Source organism: Herbaspirillum sp. GW103, assembly GCF_000261365.1.
Lineage (GTDB): Bacteria > Pseudomonadota > Gammaproteobacteria > Burkholderiales > Burkholderiaceae_D > Herbaspirillum.
Genome location: NZ_AJVC01000004.1, coordinates 70,650 through 86,946, shown reverse-complemented (window position 1 = coordinate 86,946; position 16,297 = coordinate 70,650). Strand labels below are relative to the sequence as shown.

General features: G+C 64.6%; 19 protein-coding genes. 7 read left to right on the top strand and 12 right to left on the bottom strand.

What is annotated here, in order from left to right; all coding sequences use genetic code 11:
• Positions 1–9: 9 nt before the first annotated feature.
• Genes GWL_RS12615 through GWL_RS12605 form a run of 3 tightly spaced genes read right to left on the bottom strand, consistent with a single transcriptional unit; the run spans position 10 to position 1,912 of the window.
• A complete protein-coding gene (locus GWL_RS12615) occupies positions 10–765 on the bottom strand; it encodes a DNA-binding domain-containing protein (RefSeq protein WP_008330678.1) in 756 nt (251 codons plus the stop codon).
• Entirely contained in the window at positions 762–1,613 is an 852-nt protein-coding gene (locus GWL_RS12610) for a DUF692 domain-containing protein (protein ID WP_034351126.1), read from the bottom strand. The genes GWL_RS12615 and GWL_RS12610 overlap by 4 nt, the downstream gene beginning before the upstream one ends.
• A gap of 20 nt (positions 1,614–1,633) precedes the next feature.
• Positions 1,634–1,912, bottom strand: coding sequence for a DUF2282 domain-containing protein (locus tag GWL_RS12605; protein WP_008330675.1), 279 nt, complete (start codon positions 1,910–1,912; stop codon positions 1,634–1,636).
• A gap of 243 nt (positions 1,913–2,155) precedes the next feature.
• Between GWL_RS12605 and GWL_RS12600 the strand changes: the two genes are divergently transcribed.
• The 4 genes from GWL_RS12600 to GWL_RS12585 are packed head-to-tail and all read left to right on the top strand — an operon-like array spanning position 2,156 to position 5,010.
• Positions 2,156–2,821 (top strand): DUF1109 domain-containing protein, encoded by a 666-nt coding sequence (locus tag GWL_RS12600; protein ID WP_237713569.1) that lies wholly within the window; start codon positions 2,156–2,158, stop codon positions 2,819–2,821.
• A gap of 15 nt (positions 2,822–2,836) precedes the next feature.
• Positions 2,837–3,466: a sigma-70 family RNA polymerase sigma factor gene (locus GWL_RS12595; protein ID WP_034350757.1), complete on the top strand. Its 630-nt coding sequence runs from the start codon at positions 2,837–2,839 to the stop codon at positions 3,464–3,466.
• Positions 3,463–4,104, top strand: a complete 642-nt coding sequence (locus tag GWL_RS12590) for a DUF1109 domain-containing protein (RefSeq protein ID WP_008330672.1) — start codon at positions 3,463–3,465, stop codon at positions 4,102–4,104. The genes GWL_RS12595 and GWL_RS12590 overlap by 4 nt, the downstream gene beginning before the upstream one ends.
• Before the next feature lie 18 nt (positions 4,105–4,122).
• Positions 4,123–5,010 carry an HD domain-containing phosphohydrolase gene (locus GWL_RS12585; RefSeq protein ID WP_008330671.1) on the top strand — a complete coding sequence of 296 codons (888 nt, stop codon included), beginning with the start codon at positions 4,123–4,125 and terminating at the stop codon, positions 5,008–5,010.
• Positions 5,011–5,077: 67 nt separating this feature from the next.
• Here GWL_RS12585 and GWL_RS12580 read toward each other — a convergent pair whose 3' ends face one another.
• Together GWL_RS12580 and GWL_RS12575 are read right to left on the bottom strand one after the other, a co-directional pair.
• Positions 5,078–6,907, bottom strand: a complete 1,830-nt coding sequence (locus GWL_RS12580; protein ID WP_008330670.1) for a methyl-accepting chemotaxis protein — start codon at positions 6,905–6,907, stop codon at positions 5,078–5,080.
• Between the two features lie 254 nt (positions 6,908–7,161).
• Positions 7,162–7,929, bottom strand: a complete 768-nt coding sequence (locus GWL_RS12575; RefSeq protein WP_034351125.1) for a YdcF family protein — start codon at positions 7,927–7,929, stop codon at positions 7,162–7,164.
• A 149-nt stretch (positions 7,930–8,078) separates the two neighbouring features.
• Between GWL_RS12575 and GWL_RS12570 the strand changes: the two genes are divergently transcribed.
• Both GWL_RS12570 and GWL_RS12565 read left to right on the top strand, forming a co-directional pair.
• Positions 8,079–9,491, top strand: coding sequence for an HdeD family acid-resistance protein (locus tag GWL_RS12570; protein WP_034351123.1), 1,413 nt, complete (start codon positions 8,079–8,081; stop codon positions 9,489–9,491).
• Complete coding sequence (locus tag GWL_RS12565; protein WP_008330667.1) at positions 9,488–10,369, top strand: alpha/beta hydrolase; 882 nt, start codon at positions 9,488–9,490, stop codon at positions 10,367–10,369. The genes GWL_RS12570 and GWL_RS12565 overlap by 4 nt, the downstream gene beginning before the upstream one ends.
• 115 nt (positions 10,370–10,484) lie before the next feature.
• Here GWL_RS12565 and GWL_RS24035 read toward each other — a convergent pair whose 3' ends face one another.
• From GWL_RS24035 to GWL_RS12555, 3 genes are all read right to left on the bottom strand, one after another.
• Positions 10,485–10,616, bottom strand: a complete 132-nt coding sequence (locus GWL_RS24035; protein ID WP_008330666.1) for a hypothetical protein — start codon at positions 10,614–10,616, stop codon at positions 10,485–10,487.
• 680 nt (positions 10,617–11,296) lie between these two features.
• Positions 11,297–11,716 (bottom strand): hypothetical protein, encoded by a 420-nt coding sequence (locus GWL_RS12560; protein WP_008330664.1) that lies wholly within the window; start codon positions 11,714–11,716, stop codon positions 11,297–11,299.
• Between the two features lie 35 nt (positions 11,717–11,751).
• Positions 11,752–12,351, bottom strand: a complete 600-nt coding sequence (locus GWL_RS12555) for a gamma-glutamylcyclotransferase (protein WP_008330663.1) — start codon at positions 12,349–12,351, stop codon at positions 11,752–11,754.
• A gap of 240 nt (positions 12,352–12,591) precedes the next feature.
• Here GWL_RS12555 and GWL_RS23415 point away from each other — a divergent pair, with 240 nt between their 5' ends.
• Positions 12,592–12,735, top strand: a complete 144-nt coding sequence (locus tag GWL_RS23415) for a hypothetical protein (protein ID WP_008330662.1) — start codon at positions 12,592–12,594, stop codon at positions 12,733–12,735.
• Between the two features lie 88 nt (positions 12,736–12,823).
• Here the strand turns inward: GWL_RS23415 and GWL_RS12550 are convergent, their stop codons facing one another.
• The 4 genes from GWL_RS12550 to GWL_RS12535 all read right to left on the bottom strand — a co-directional run bounded on the left by GWL_RS12550 (position 12,824) and on the right by GWL_RS12535 (position 16,221).
• Positions 12,824–13,891, bottom strand: coding sequence for a quinone-dependent dihydroorotate dehydrogenase (locus tag GWL_RS12550; RefSeq protein ID WP_008330661.1), 1,068 nt, complete (start codon positions 13,889–13,891; stop codon positions 12,824–12,826).
• A 154-nt stretch (positions 13,892–14,045) separates the two neighbouring features.
• Complete coding sequence (locus tag GWL_RS12545; protein WP_008330660.1) at positions 14,046–14,774, bottom strand: arginyltransferase; 729 nt, start codon at positions 14,772–14,774, stop codon at positions 14,046–14,048.
• 119 nt (positions 14,775–14,893) lie between these two features.
• On the bottom strand, positions 14,894–15,637 hold the full coding sequence (gene aat / locus GWL_RS12540) for a leucyl/phenylalanyl-tRNA--protein transferase (protein WP_008330659.1): 744 nt from the start codon (positions 15,635–15,637) through the stop codon (positions 14,894–14,896).
• Between the two features lie 17 nt (positions 15,638–15,654).
• A complete protein-coding gene (locus GWL_RS12535) occupies positions 15,655–16,221 on the bottom strand; it encodes an NUDIX hydrolase (protein ID WP_008330652.1) in 567 nt (188 codons plus the stop codon).
• Positions 16,222–16,297: the final 76 nt, after the last annotated feature.

Below are 16,297 nucleotides of genomic sequence, written 5' to 3'. Positions count from 1 at the left end.
TGGGGGTGTTCAATAGAAGGAAGTGAAGGCGCCGGCCAGAACCAACTGGCCCAGCAGCAGGGCAAGGTCCAGCCCGGGCTCGTGTGTCAGCGCCTGGTCGGCTGCACTGGCGATGGCGCAGCCATCGCGACAGGCATCGAGGAAACGGCAGCCGCCCGGGCCCAGTGCCTGCCATTGCACCTGGCCGTGAGGGCGGGTGAGCAGGGCGCCCTCGCCGCACCATTGCGGGGCCAGTTCCGTGGCGTCTTCTTCGCTGCGGTTGGCGTTCCAGATGGTGTAGACCGGATGTTGCCCATCGTGATGCCAGCGGCAGGCGGCATGCGGGACCAGGGTCACGTCCCGGCCCTCGGCCAGTGCGGTGTGCAGGGCCGCGCCTGCCAGGACGGGCTGGTCGGCGGCCAGGTGGGATTCGGTCCAGCAGCGATCCAGCAGGGCGATGCCGGGCAGATAGGGCAGGGCGCGTGCGGCCTCCAGCGTGCCGAGAAATTCGGCAAAGCCTTCGCCATAGGCGATCAGGCTGGCCTGGCGTGGCAAGTGGTGATGCGCGAACTCCAGTGCGGCTGATTCCATCCATGCGCTGCCCACCAGTCGGTGCACTGCGGGATAGTTGGCCAGCAGCGCATCGACGCAGCCCTTGAAGACGGTATTGCGATAGATCGCGAAAGCCGGCTGGGCGAGCAGCGCGCCGATCTCGGGATCGTCGCTATGACCGCTCAGGAGGGCCTGCAGGAAGGCGTCGTGATAGCGGCTCTCGGGGGCATTCATGCGGGCTGCTCCTCTGGTGCCGGCACCTGCGGATGAAGCAATGCAGCGGCCATGTCGCGCTCGGCCAGCAGTACATCGAAGGCCGGCACGTTGCCGTCGCGTTCGATCAGCGTGGGGCGGGGGCCGGTACGGGCCAGCAGATGCTGGTACAAGGCCCAGACCGGGGCCGCGATCGGTGCATCATGCGAATCGACCAGCAGGCCGGGAAGATGGGCGTCGGCACTGTGGCCGGCCAGGTGGATTTCGAGGATGGCCTCCGCTGGCAACTGGTCGAGGTAATCGGTGGCATCGATACCCAGGTTGCAGGCGCTGACGTGGACATTGTTGACATCGACCAGCAAGCCGCAACCGGTGCGGCGTACCAGCTCTTGCAGGAATTCCGGCTCGCTCCAGCTGTGCCTTTCCATGCGCAGATAGTGAGAAGGATTCTCCAGCGCGATGCGACGCTGCAGGACATCCTGGGTACGGCTGATGTTGGCGGCCACGCGCGCCAGCATCTCGGTCGTGCGCGGCACGGGTAACAGGTCGGGCAGGTAGTGTGCGCCGGCACGTGACCAGGCCAGGTGTTCGGAGACCAGTACCGGTTCGATACGTCGGGCCAGTTGTGCCAGCTGGCGCAGGTGAGCGGGATCGGGCGCTTGCGGCCCGGCCAATGACAGCGACACCCCGTGCAGGGCCACCGGATGCCTTTCCCGGATGGCCTGCAGCCAGGCCAGTCGGGGGCCGCCTTCCATCAGGTAGTTCTCCGGATGGACTTCGAACCACAGCCCGGGCGTGGTGCAGGCCAGGGCCGCATCGAAGTGCTGCGGCTTGAGGCCCAGGCCGGCAGTGAGGAGGTGCGCTGTCATGACCATTGGCTCCGGATGGATCAGATCGGCTTGAGCGAGCCCATGCCGCGCGGGGTCTTGATGGAAGTGCAGGTGCCGGCCGGAACGTTCTTCCAGGCATTGCCCTGGTAATCCATCTTGGCCGTGCCGGCGCAGGTGGTGCCTTCACCAGCCTTGCAGTCGTTCTGGCCGGCCATGGAAACGCCATAGCACTTCTCGACGGCAGTCTTGTTCATCGGTTGCTTGTCTTGCGCCATGGCTGCGCCGGAGGCGAGGGTGGCGAGGGTCAGGGCGGCGGTGGCGACGAGGCGGTGGTTCATGGTGTGCTCCTTGAAATGGAATGAAGTGGAAGATGACACTGACCGGCGCAGGCTGATTTGCTGCAGCCAGGCTGCCGGTCTGATGGTTAATTCGCAGGCGGAGGCTGGCCGGTTACAGCGCATCGAAAATTTTTTGAAGAAATATTTTTCGCGCTTGCTGTAACCCAAACGGTTTTGTGAACGAATACACAGGAGAGCGCGCCGTTGCGCAGTCTGCCCGCAGGGGCGAAACAGGGGATGTGAATGAAAACGATGGAACTGGTCAACATGCTGGCCACCGGCACCGGAGGTTCCGCCGGCCCCGGCCAGCGCACCCTGGTGCGCAACGTGGCCGCGCGCATGGCCGTGGCGCTGGCCTTGGGCCTGATGGGAGCGGCGCTACTGCTGGCCATTCTGTATGGGGTCCGCAGCGACCTGCGCACCCTGCTGCTGCAACCTTTGTTCTGGATGAAGGTCTCGTTTCCGCTGGCTGCGCTGCTGGCCGGACAACTGGCCGCATCCCGGCTGGCACTGCCGGGCATGCGCATCGGCCTGGCACCGGCAGCGGGATTGCTGCTGCCGCCGGCCCTGCTGTGGCTGGCTGGCGGCAGCTGGCTGGCGCTGGCACCACCCTCACAGCGTCTGGACCTGCTGCTGGGGAGCAGCTGGGAGGTCTGTTCGGCCAATGTGGCCTTGCTGTCGCTGCCCACGCTGGCAACGATGCTGTGGTTCCTGCGCGGACTGGCACCTACGCAACTGCGCGCAGCCGGTGCCGTGGCCGGTTTGGTGGCCGGTGCCCAGGGCGTGCTAGTCTATTCACTTTATTGCGTGGAGATGGCGCCGCCGTTCTGGGGCGTCTGGTATGTACTGGGGGTGGCGCTGCCGACGGGGGCAGGCGCCTTGTGCGGCCCATGGCTGCTTCGTTGGTAATCTGTCGGCGTGCTCATGACTGAGAGTCCTTTCCTGTTGGCCACTGGCGGCCCGGCCTTGTCGGGTGACCTGGCCGGTCTTCCCGGCAAGCCTTCGCACCCGGCCGAGGAACGCCTGCGTACGCTGCTGCTGGCCGGTCTCGACGGTGACGCCGTGGCCTATCGCCAATTCCTGGCCGAACTCAGCGGACGCCTGCGCGCTTTCCTGCGCAAGCGGCTGGTCCATCTGCAGGATGACGTCGAGGACGTCGTGCAGGAAACCCTGCTGGCCATCCACAACGCCCGTCACACCTATCGTCCCGACCAGCCGTTGACGGCCTGGGTGCATGCCATCGCGCGCTACAAGCTGATGGACTTCCTGCGCGCGCGCTCGCGCCGCGAAGCCTTCAATGACCCGCTGGAGGAAGAGCATGACCTGCTGGCCGTCTGTGACGACGAACCGGCCCAGGCCCGGCGCGATGTCGGCGCCCTGCTGGAGGAGCTGCCCGACAAGCAGCGCCTGCCGATCGTGCACGTCAAGCTGGAGGGCCTGTCGGTAGCCGAGACGGCGCAACTGACGGGGATGTCGGAATCGGCCGTCAAGGTGGGGATCCATCGCGGCCTCAAGGCCCTGGCCCTGAAGATCCGGGAGAAACTGCAAGCATGAAGACTGATGACCTTATTTCGATGATGGCCGGTGACGTAGCGCCGGTGGACCGTCGCCTGCCGGCCAGGCAGATGGCCCAGGCACTGCTGCTGGGCGGCCTGGGTTCGTTGCTGCTGATGCTGCCGATCTATGGACTGCGCCCCGATCTGACCGTGATGCTGGGGGTGCCGCTGTTCTGGATCAAGCTGGCTTTTCCCACCACGCTGACCGTGGGTACCCTGCTGGTGCTGCGGCGTCTGGTGCGTCCGGGGCTGCGCGTGGGTGCGCGCTGGGCCGGCATTGCCTTGCCCGGCCTGGCGCTGTGGCTGGGTGGCGTCACGGTGCTGCTCAGTGCGCCGGTGGCGCAGCGTCTGCCGCTGTTGATGGGGATCAGCTGGCGCAGTTGCCCCTTCAATATCGCGCTGTTGTCGGTGCCGCTGTTCATCGGCATCTTCTGGGCCGTGCGCGGCATGGCGCCGACGCGGCTGCGCCTGACCGGCGCCGTGGCCGGGCTGCTGGCCGGTGCCAGTGCGACCATGGTGTATTGCCTGCATTGCCCGGAAATGGGCGTTCCCTTCTGGGGCGTCTGGTACTTGCTGGGCATTCTCATCCCGGCAGCGGTCGGCTTGCTGCTGGGTCCGCGCCTGTTGCGCTGGTAAGTCTCCGGGAGTTTTCCAATGAGTTTGCTTTCCCTGTGGCAGCGGGCCACGCAAAGGACCGCTGCAGGCCAGGCTGCACGTGACGAGCAGTTGCTGATGAGTCTGTTTCTGCTGGCCTGGGCGGTCGAGGCGCGCGATCCCTACACGGGCGGGCATCTGTGGCGGGTGGCGCGGCTCTCGCGTTTGCTGGCCGAGTCGGCGGGATTGCCTGCGCAGCAGGTGGCGCGCATCACGATCGGCGCGTTCCTGCATGACCTGGGCAAGATCGGCATTCCCGATGCCGTGCTGGGCAAGAAATCTCGACTGGATGACGCGGAATATGCGGTCATCCGGACCCATCCCGAGATTGGCCATCGCATGCTGGCCGGCCACCCGCTGGCGGCGCTGGCCGAAGAGGCCGTGCTGCTGCATCACGAAACGCCGGATGGCCGCGGCTACCCCTACGGACGACGCGGCGAGGACATCCCGCTGGCTGCGCGCATCGTCGGCATCTGCGATGCCTTCGATGCCATGACCAGCACGCGCCCCTACCGCAGCGGCATGCCGATCGCCCGCGCCATGGAGATCATCGGGGGCGAGCTGGGCAAGCAGTTCGATGCAGAGCTGGGTCAGCTGTTCATCGGCTTGCAGTCCCATCCGGAACTGGCCCACATCGTCGGTCACAGCGACGAGGGTATCCCCCTGCAACGCTGCCTCAGTTGCGGTCCGATCATCGTGCAGCCGCGCCACGCGGCCGTGGGCGATACTCTGTACTGTCCGGCCTGCCATAGCGAATACACCATAGCGGCCGGTGCACAGGGCCTTCTGGCCAGCGGCAAGCAGGATACGGCGCGCGCCCTGGCGGTGCCGCCTGATACCGGTCTGATCCGTCGTCTGGTCGGGGAAAACCGCGCCGCCCTGACCTGAGTTGCATCACCCATGAAAAAGCCCGCACGAAGCGGGCTGGCGGGCTGGCGGTACTGCGCTCATTGGCTCAGAAGGTTTCCCAATCCCCTTCATCTTCTCCGGCAGGCAGGCGCGAGGCTTTGGCGGCCGGCTTGGCGGCTGTCTTCTCGGCCGGTGGCTCGGTCTTGGCGGCTGGTGCGGCAGCGGGTTTGGCTGCGGCTGCCTTGGGTGCGGCAATGGCCGCATGAGCAGCCGGCGTCGTCGCCGGCTTGCGTGGCGCCGCAGCCGTCGGCGCCGGGCGCGGTGCCGCCCTGGCGGCCACGGGTGCGGCCGGTGCCACTGGCGTGGCCTGGGCGGTACGTGCCTGGTTGCCATCGATCTGGAAACGTCCTACCAGTCCGGCCAGGGTAGCGGCCTGGTCCTGCAGCGATTGCGCGGCGGCAGCAGCTTGCTCCACCAGTGCGGCGTTCTGCTGCGTGCCTTCATCCATCTGCGTGATGGCGCGGCCGACTTCGGCGATGCCGGCACTCTGTTCCTGGCTGGCCGAGCTGATCTCGCCGACGATGTCGGTGACCCGACGTACGCTGGCCACCACTTCGGTCATGGTGGCGCCGGCCTGTTCCACCAGCTTGCTGCCGGTATCGACCTTGCTCACCGAGTCATCGATGAGGGTCTTGATTTCCTTGGCCGCCGAGGCCGAACGCTGGGCCAGCGAACGCACCTCCGAGGCCACCACCGCAAAGCCGCGCCCCTGTTCGCCGGCACGGGCCGCTTCCACGGCCGCATTCAAGGCCAGGATATTGGTCTGGAAGGCGATGCCGTCGATCACGCCGATGATGTCGGCAATCTTTCGCGAGCTGTCGGTGATGCCTTCCATGGTCTGCACCACCTGGCCGACCACGCTGCCGCCCTGGATCGCCACGTCCGATGCCGATTCGGCCAGTTGGTTGGCCTGGCGCGCGTTGTCGGCGTTCTGCCTGACGGTGGCGGTCAGTTCTTCCATAGCCGAGGCGGTTTCCTCGATGGAACCGGCCTGCTGCTCGGTGCGACTGGACAGGTCGAGGTTGCCGCTGGCGATTTCGTGGCTGGCCGTGGCGATGGTATCGGCCGAAGTCTTGATATTGGCGATGGTGCTCAGCAGGGAGTCACGCATGCTGCGCACTGCGTACAGCAGGCTGCTCTGGTCGCCCGGCGCAGTCTGGATGTTGGGGGTGAGGTCACCCTGGGCGATGCGGTTGGCGACCTCGGCCGCCTTGGCCGGATCGCCGCCGATGGTGCGCAGGATGCCGCGGTTGATCACGATCACCAGCCCCACCAGGGCGGCGGCGACCACGGCGAAGAGGATCGCCATGCGGGCCAGCGTGCCCATGAAGGCAGCGTTGATGTCATCCATGTAGGCGCCGGTAGTCAGGTTCCAGTCCCAGGGCTGGTAGGCGATCACGAAGGAAGTCTTGGCCACCGGTTCGGCCGCGCCGACCTTGGGCCACAGGTAGTGCACGAAGCCGCCGCCGGGCTTGCTGCCGGCCTTGGTGATCTCGACGAACAGGTTGTTGCCGGCCGGATCCTTGAAGTTGGTCAGGTCCTTGCCGTCCAGTTCGGTCTTGATCGGGTGCATGACGATGATCTGGGCCGAGGTGGAAATCGAGAAGTAGCCATCGGTCCCGTAGCGCAGACTCTTGATGGCGGCCTTGGCACGTTTTTGTGCCTCTTCCTTGGTGAGGGCACCACTGTCGGCCAGACTGCCATAGGCCTTGACCAGCGACAGCGCGGTCTGGCCGATGTTGGTCAGATCGTTCTTGCGCTCTTCCAGGCGCACGTCGCGCACCATATAGGCGCTGAAGACGGAAATCGCCAGAAGGGCGACGAGGCTCAATACGAGTGGCAGCCACAGCTTCTTGCTGAAGGATAACTGGCCCATGATGTAATCTCCCAATTTTTATCTGGACGCTCGCCGGCATCGTCGTGCCTGGACGATGGCAGCGGACCCCGCGGGCCTGGTGCATCGTCTTGCGTGAGCGTCATTGTTGCCAAGTCAAGGTGGTGTTCACGGGCTTTCGCAGATGAAATGCGCGCGACCTTGCCACTCTAACCCGGTATTGCCTTGCTGAATGCCGGAACAGGAGGCGCAAGTGCGCTCATTTTCGGAAATGAATGGTGCGGTGCGGGACAATTTCACTGCTCCAGCGCCGAGCGGAACCGATACCACCACAGGCCGATCCGTTCACGCAGGGCATAACTGGCCAGCTCAAGGTTGCTGGCGCGCGGCAGGTAGTCGGTGGGTCGGGGGCGTGACCGACCGTGGAACAGGGTAGGCGCTGCCCGGACCTGCAAGCCCGTCTGCGTGAATACGCGCATGGCGCGCGGCATGTGGATGCTGTCTGTGACCAGCAGGATGCGCGTGATGCCATCGGCCTTGAGCATGGCGGCCGAATGGCTGGCGTTCTGGGCCGTGGTGTCGGCCTGCTGCTCCTGCCATCGCACCGCTACCCCGAAGTCGCGCTGCAGGTCGCGCGTCATCAGGGCGGCTTCGCTTTCCGGTGAACCGTCGGGGCTGCCGCCGGTCACCAGGATGGGCAGGCCGGTCTGGCGCGCCAGATAGGCGCCGTATTGCAGCCGCTTCATGCCGAGGGCGGTGGCGTCGTCGCTGCCACCGTATTCCGGCGCCCGGTCGACCCGACCCGATCCCAGGATGACGATGGCCTGCGCATCGCCGGGGCCGGTCAGCGGCGGATACTGGTCTTCCAGGGGGCGTACCGTCCACAGGGCGCCGACGCGGGTACTGAGGACCAGCAGGATCATCATCCCCAGCAGCATCAGGGCCAGACCGCTGCGCGGCGCGCGGCGGCGCAGCCATCGCCCGGCCAGGTACAGCAGGAGGGGCGAGACGGGCGGCAGCAGGAGGCTGCTGGCCATGGCGGAGAGGAGGACCGGCAATGACATGAACGGGATCGGCAGCAATGGTGGACAGCCTGGCATTGTGCGTGATTGTGCCGGTCCGGGCCAGCCTTGCCGCATGCCGATTTGCCTCGCCGCAGGGAATCCCCCAGAATGCGGGATCGCAAAAGGAAGGGCACAGCCCCGGGAATGCCGTGATACGACTTGTCTTGTTATTGCTGGGTGCCGATTTCATCCGCCGCAACTGGCACGCTCTGGCCGTGGCCGGTCTGGCCTGGGGAGCCGTCGGCGTGTCGCTGATGATCGATGCACTCGATGGCGTGCTCAATTTCCCCTTGACCCTGTTCGGCTACCTGCTGCTGCTGGAGAGCCTGGTCACCCTGTGGGTGGCCAACAGCGGCATGGGCGCGCAGAAGACCCTGCGCTACGCCAAGGGCGGCTTGTTCCTGCTCATTGCTATCCTGGTCATCACCCAGCACTACGCCAGCAACATGGCGCTGGCCATGCTGTTCGGGCTGGCCTTCACCATCGGCGGTGCGCTGCAGATCACCTCGGCCCTGGTGGTGCGCTTTCCGCGCTGGCGCACGGCCATGTTCGGCGGGGTCGTGCAGATCGGGCTGGCGATCTTCTTCTTCCAGCCTTATCCCACCCACTACAAGGGAACCGTGCCGTATTGCCTGGCGCTGGGCCTGGTCTTCGGTGGCTGGAACATGATCTGGGTGGCCCTGCGCAGCCGCATGCTGCCGCAGCAGGCCGCCGCTGACGTGCTGGCCGAGCGCAACAGCGGCGATGACTTGCCCTTCGATGCCGGGCTGCACGACGCTGCGCCCGACCTGCAGGCACAGCTGTGCACCCCGGCCACGGCTGCTGCGACACCAGGGCCGCTGTCACCGATGACCCTGCACGTATGGACCCCTACCGGCAGCGCCAAGGGACAAGCCCGGCGGCAGCCGGTGATCGACCGCTACATTGCCGCCGTCGACACCCAGGGTGTCATCTCGACCGGCCACGCCGCGCTGGAGATCCTGCCCGATCTGTACATCAGCCTCTATCCGGCCGAGGAAATCGACCGCTCGCCGGATCAGTTCGCCCGGCTCCTGCGTGCTACGGCCGACAACGACGTCAAGGGCCGCTACCTCACCGATTACCGCAGCGAAGCCGCGGCCTGGTGCGAATCGACCGAGAAGATCGTCTTCCGCGACTACCGTCGCGCCTCGCTGGAGCGCTTCTGGCAGCATTACCGCCAGACCGAGATCTACAACCTCACCTATCGCAATTGCTCCAGCACCGTGGCTCATGCCCTGGAGGCCGCGCTTGAGGGCGTCATCGGCACCCGGGACCGGCACTGGTTCAATGCGGTGCGCATGATGTTGACGCCCGAGATCTGGGTCGCCAGCCAGATCCGCAAGCGCGCCGTGACCATGGCCTGGACGCCGGGCATGGTGCTGGACTATGCCCGCGCTTTGCGCGCGGTGGTGCATCCGCGTCCCTTGTCCTGGGCTGCCTCGCTGCAGCTCGCCCTGCGCCAGAGCCGGCGCCTGCGCAAGGCCTGGCGAATGACGCGCCGCCAGGCGGATGCGCAGTCCTCTTCCTTCAGGAAACCATGAGCCATCCTCTCCCCGTACAGGAACACTGGATCGACGCCGCCGACGGCACCCGCCTGTTTTGCCGCGACTGGCTGCTGCCCGGCGCCACCTCGGCGGTGCAGATGGTGCATGGCCTGGGGGAACATGGCGGGCGCTATGAGGCATTGGCACAGCTGTTCAATCAGGCCGGCTTTTCCGTGCGCATCTGCGACCATCGCGGCCATGGCAATTCGGGTGGCCGCCAGGGCAGCCTGATCCGACCGGATGATCTGCTGCGCGACCTGAAGCAGAGCTTCGATGACTTCAGCCGCCGCACGCAGTGCACGCCGCTGCTGTTCGGTCACAGCATGGGCGGCCTGGTGGCGGCGCGCTTTGCCACCGGCGGTTTCAGCCCGGTGCGGGCACTGGCCTTGTCCTCACCGGCGCTGGCGCTGGATCTGTCGCGCTGGCAGCGGCTGCTGCTGAAGGTCTCCTCGGCCATCGCCCCGGGCCTGGCCCTGCCGACCGCCTTGCCGGCTGCGCGCATCTCGCACGATCCGCAGCAGGTAAGAGCGTACCGCCAGGACCCGCTCAATCACGGCAAGATCGCGCCGCGCATGCTCAACTTCATGCTCGATGCCATGCAGCAGACGGCGCGCGATGCCGTCCAGTTCACGCGGCCAGTGCTGCTGCAGGTCGCCGGCGATGACGCCTTCGTCGCCCCGCGCGGCAGCCGGGCCTTCTACGAGGCCCTGCCCGGCCAAAGCAAGACGCTGCACTGGTACGCCCAGGCTTACCACGAGATCTTCAATGAGGAAACCCGACTGCGTGAGCAGGCCATGCAGGACTTGCGGGAGTGGCTGGGACAGTTGCCGCCGACCGAGCAAGCCAGTCCAATGCCGACGGTATCGATGGGGTAAAACCAGAAGACGCTGAAGCCAGCGTGAAGAAGGGTTCAGGAATTAACCTGGAATTACGCATGTAAAGCACCGCGACAGGCTTCTGAAGGGGCCGATCCGGTGCTTTTTTGTTCACTCAGGGTTGTCCGCTGGGAACGTTGCTGAACTGGCAGCGGCTGTCAAAGCCGACGAAGCCAGGCGCGCAGGCGCAGCCTTGCACGGCCAGCAGCAGGGCGGAGGCGGCGAGGAGGGAGGCAAGTCGCTTCATGCGTCACTTTCGTTGCGTTGGCAAAGCTTGCGAGTGTAATGCGCTGCAGCAGCTTTGCAAGTCAGACGACGACACGACATTTACCACACCGGCAAGCCAGAGTTGCACCATGGTAAATCGTTGAGATATCAACGATGATGATAATGGTGCGAATTTGCCCTAAATCAGTGCGAATCGATCCGCGACCGGCGCCAAAAGAAAAAGCGGCTTGTCAGCGTTGCAACGCGACAATAACCGCTTTTCAGGACTGCTCCGAAGTGGCATCGCGTCTCCGTGCGGAGACGGGCGATCACCCGGCCAGGAGGCTGCTTACTTGACCGAAATCAGGTAGCGCGCAACCATGGCGCCGATGAGCAGGGTGTACGGGAGGATGTCGGCGATGATGTTCATGGTGAGCTCCGTGAGGAAGAAATTGATCTGTTGCATTGCAATATATTCGCTTCACGGGCGTGCTTCCACTTTTGAATCCCAATACCAGTTATCTATTTTGTGAATGATTGGCTGTCCGGGTATCTCCGATGTTTTTTTTCTTGAGAAAAACCTTTTTTAATCAATGGCTTGCGTAAAACCCTCCGGGCTGACGCAGCAAGCCCCCGTGGCACGGTGTGTCATCCGTACGACAGGGGCTATGGGGCAACATCACGATATCCGGCACGTTTTGTCGTGCAGGATGCTCAGGCTTACTTGACCAGTTGCAGGTTCAGGCCGCGCAATTCGGTATTGATCCGGAGCTCGTAGCGGCCGCCTTGGGCCACGGGCAGCGTCAGCTTGTCCGTCGTCGGTCCGGCATTGCTGCCCAGGCTGTTGACGCGCTTGATGCTGAAATCATAGCTGCCGGGCTTGAGCCAGATCGACAGATGTTCACCGCCGGCGATCTGGGCCAGCACCACATCGTTGATGGCCAGTTCCAGCATGTCGTTGTTGAGCAGGCCGGCGGCACGGGTGAAGGTGACGGGCGACAGGCCCGCGGCCTGCTCGGTCATGCTCTTGATGTAGACGCGCGCGGCGGGGATGGCGCCGCTGGCGGTGCGTTCCACCGGGGTGGTGCAGGCGGCCAGGGTCATGATGAGGGTGAGGCTGGCGGCGAGGGTCTTGATCATGTTGCTCTTCCTTGTGGTCGTAGGCGATGCGGGACTCAGGGGCGTGCCGCAGACGATAGCACGGGCGGCTGCCCGATCAGTTGCAGCAGATGTCGTTCGATGGCGAAGACGTGGTGGTCTTCGGCGCCCAGCTCGCGCAAAGCCTGGGCCAGCTTGAGCAGGTATTCGCTGTTGCGCCCGCTGGGACCGACGGCGCCGGCGATCTGGCGCGCGATCTCCAGTTCGCTGGCGGGCCCGGCGAAGGCTTCGTTGTCGTCGGCAGCGATGTAGATCAGCCCTTCGGCGACCTGGCCATCCTCGAAGCTCATCTCGGTAACCAGGCGCAGGTAACCGTTTTTCTCGCGATGATCCAGATGGGCAAAGACTTCCGGCGTGATCAGGTAGGCCATGCCGGCGCAGACGGCATCCTGCTCCGGTACCAGGGTTACCACCCGGCCCGGGGCTTGGGCTGTGCCGCGATGATCGTGGGAACTTTGCCAGAAGCGTCGCGCCCAGCCGGTGATGTGGGCCGGGCGGCGTTCCAGATAGGGGAAATCGGCCTTGAAGATGATGGAGCCGTAACCGAACAGCCAGACGCTGGCGTGGTCATCGAAACGACGCATCTGGCGGTTGAGGGCGATGGTGTTGACGGACATGGACACAAAGCAGGGCGACGGCCTGGCCGTCGGAAGCCTGCCATTATAGAGGGGAACGGGCAGTCGGTTTTGAGCGAAAACTTTCACTGATAGTCATTGCGAAGTGATCTTTTGCGCATAAAATGGCGCCTGCCGGCCCCCTATGCTGGTCGCACAGGCCCGTCCTGCGGCGCTATCCGCCTGCTCCTCGAAGGGGCGTGCGGCCATCCGGGGCCTCATCCGAATCTTCAGGGGAATATCATGCGTTTTGTCGTCATGCTGCTGACGCTGGTCGTCGGTGTTGTGCTGGCCGGTTGCGAGAAGACCGATTTTGAAAAGAAGTCCGAATCCGACGCCAATGCGCGCCGGATCTTCAATCTCAAGAGGGAGTCCTCCAAGGATTGAGCATCACCCACGGGAGAGCGCAGCGCTCCCGGAAACACAAACAGCAGGCACCTGGCCTGCTGTTTTCGTTTGTGCGGTACGGGCCGCTTCAGTGGTGCGCCGCGCGTGCTGCCTGCGGCACGCGCAGGGCGTCGGCACATTCGTGCACCAGCGCCGGTCCCTGGTAGATCAGTCCGGTGTAGAGCTGTACCAGCGAGGCCCCGGCCTCGATCTTGGCGCGCGCATCGGCCCCGCTGAAGATACCGCCCACGCCGATGATGGGCAGCGCCTCGCCCACTTCGGCCTTCAGGCCACGGATCACCTGGTTGGACAATTCCAGCACCGGCTTGCCCGACAGGCCGCCGGCTTCTTCCCCGTGCGGCATGCCTTGCACGGCATCGCGGGTGATGGTGGTGTTGGTGGCGATGACGCCATCGATCTGGTGACGCAGCAGGGCGTCGGCGACGTTCTTGACCTGTTCCATGTCCATGTCCGGCGCGATCTTGAGCGCCACCGGCACGTAGCGACCATGACGGTCGGCCAGGCGGCGCTGGGCCGATTTCAGCTGCGAGAGCAGGGAATCCAGTTCGGAGGCCCCTTGCAGCTGGCGCAGGTTCTTGGTGTTGGGCGAAGAGATGTTCACCGTCACATAGCTGGCATAGGGATAGACCTTTTCCAGGCAGTGCACGTAATCTTCGGCGGCGCGCTCGATGGGGGTATCGGCGTTCTTGCCGATATTGAGGCCCAGCACGCCCTGGCGCTCCTGATAGAAGCGCGAGGATTGCACATTGGCCACGAAGGCATCCACGCCGCCATTGTTGAAGCCCATGCGGTTGATGACCGCGTTGGCGGCCGGCAGGCGGAACATGCGCGGCAGCGGATTGCCCGGCTGGGCGCGCGGCGTGACCGTGCCGACTTCGATGAAACCGAAACCCAGCGCCGCCAGGCCGTCGATGTAGGCGCCATCCTTGTCCAGCCCGGCGGCCATGCCCACCGGGTTGGGGAAGGTGATACCCATGACCGTGCGCGGATCGGCGGCCGGTTTTCTGGTGATGAAATCGGTCAGGCTGTAGCGTGCGGCGCAGCGCAACGCGGGCAGCACCAGGTGGTGTGCGGTTTCGGGTTCCAGGGAAAACAGCAGCGGACGCGCGAGCGCGTAGAGGAATTTGTCGGACACGATGGGGCGATCAGGTAAGGAAGAGGGCCAAAAAAACTGCCGCTATTCTAACGCGTGCCGCCTTCCGTTCTCCGTATCCGGGCCGTTGTCGCCCATCATTTGCAGTTTCTGCGGCTGTTTTTGCAGACGTTGCGCCACAGACGTGAAGCCCGCTTCAGCCTTCGAGCAGGCTCCAGTGGCCCTCATGCAGGGCTTCCAGCGGCTGGTAGTTGGTCTTGTAGGCCATCTTCTGGCTTTCCTTGATCCAGTAGCCCAGGTAGACGTAGGGCATCTCCAGCTGGCGCGCTTGCTCGATCTGCCAGAGGATGTTGTAGGTACCGAAGGAAGCGGCCGGCAGGTCGGGATCGAAGAAGGTATAGACCGAGGACAGCCCGTCATTGAGCACGTCGATGATGCTGACCATGCGCAGCGTGCCGTCGGCCTCGCGGAACTCCACCAGTCGGGTGTTGACTTTGCTTTGCAGCAGGAACTGCGCGTACTGGTCGCGGCTGTCCTGGTCCATGCCGCCGCCGGCATGGCGGGCGCACTGGTAGCGCAGGTAGAGTTCGTAGTGCTCGTGGGCGTAGGTCAGGTTGGTGACCAGGGTTTGCAGGCCGCGATTGCGTTCCCAGGCGCGGCGCTGGCTGCGGTTGCGTTCGAAGTCGGCTACGCGGATGCGTACTGGAGTGCAGGCAGTGCAGCCATCGCAGTAGGGGCGGTAGGTAAAGATGCCGCTGCGCCGGAAGCCCGTCTTGACCAGTTCCGAGTACACATCCGCGTTGATGAGATGCGAGGGTGTGGCCACTTGCGAGCGGGCCTGCTGGTCATCGAGATAGCTGCATGGGTAGGGCGCGGTTGCATAGAACTGCAACGTGGAGAACGGCAAGTCTTTGAGATGCGTCATGTGCGTCCTGTCCTGTCTTGCGGGAGGCCGGCGGCGAGGTGTCGAGCGCACCGTGGGTCCCTGGAGTCAGGTTCCAATTTACACCATTTTGATAGTCGCAGTGAAGGATGGAGCCAGGCTCAGTCACGTGGGCCGGACGGGATGCCGGTTTCCAGCAGGTTCAGGGGTGCCCATCCATGGATCTGCGGCCACTGGATGGCGGCGCGCAGATGGTGCAGGAAGTCGCTGCGGGGGATGGGGCGTGCGCCCAGCGAGGCCAGGTGGGCGGTTTCCTGCTGGCAGTCGATCATCTGCACGCCATGGCTGCGCAGGAAGAACACCAGGTGTGCCAGGGCCACCTTGGAGGCATCGCTGACGCGGGCAAACATCGATTCGCCGTAGAACATGCGACCGATGGAGACGCCATAGGCGCCGCCGACCAGTTCACCGTTGAGCCAGACTTCGGAGGAGTGGGCGTAGCCGGCGCGATGCAGGCCGGTATAGCCTGCCATGATCTCGGGCGAGATCCAGGTGCCGTGTTCGTGTCGGCGCGGGCCGGCGCAGCCTTGCATGACCTGTTCGAAGTCGGTATCGAAGGTGACTTGCCAGAGTCCGTCGCCGTGGCGACTGCGCTCGATGCGACGCAGGGTTTTCTTGAGGCTGTCGGAGACGACGAAGTGATCGGTGTGCAGCACCATGCGCGGATCGGTGCTCCACCAGAGGATGGGTTGGCCTTCGGAGAACCAGGGGAAGATGCCGTGGCGATAGGCTTCGAGCAGGCGCTGTGGCGACAGGTCGCCGCCGGCGGCCAGCAGCCCGGCCGGATCGGCCAGGGCGCGCGAGACATCGGGGAAGGGCGTATCGAGATCCAGCCAGGCGATCATCCGCGTGCTCCTGCGGATCAGATCATGCGGCGGCGGATGTCTTCGGTGTGCAGCGTGAAGCCGCCTTCACCGCTGCGCACTTTCTTCATCTGGGCAAAGAAGGCGCGCAGGGTGAATTCCACCGTGGGGAAGGCGATGTCCTGCCAGGGGATCTGGTCTTCTGTATAGAGGGCCACTTCCAGGCTTTCGATGCCGGCCTGGTAATCGAGGTCGAGCAGGGTAGCGCGGTAGAAGAGGTGGACCTGGTGGACGTGGGGCACGTTGACCAGGGAGAACAGTTCGTGCAGCTGGATACGGGCACCGGCCTCCTCTTCGGTTTCGCGGCGGGCGGCGTCTTCGGTGGTTTCCGCGTTTTCCATGAAACCGGCCGGCAGGGTCCAGTAACCCAGACGCGGCTCGATGGCACGCTTGCACAGCAGGACCTTGACCTGGCCATCCTGTTCCCAGACGGGGATGGAGCCGACCACCATCTTGGGATTCTGATAGTGGATCGCTCCGCAGTTGGTGCAGACATGGCGCAGCCGCGTGTCATCGGGAGGAATCTGCTGGGATACTGTGTGGCCGCACTCGGAACAGAATTTCATAGAGGCTCGGAAGGTGTCTGTCTTTATATATAGTAGGGAAGGGGCCTTGGGTGCATTTTCCTGTGGCGGCACGGAC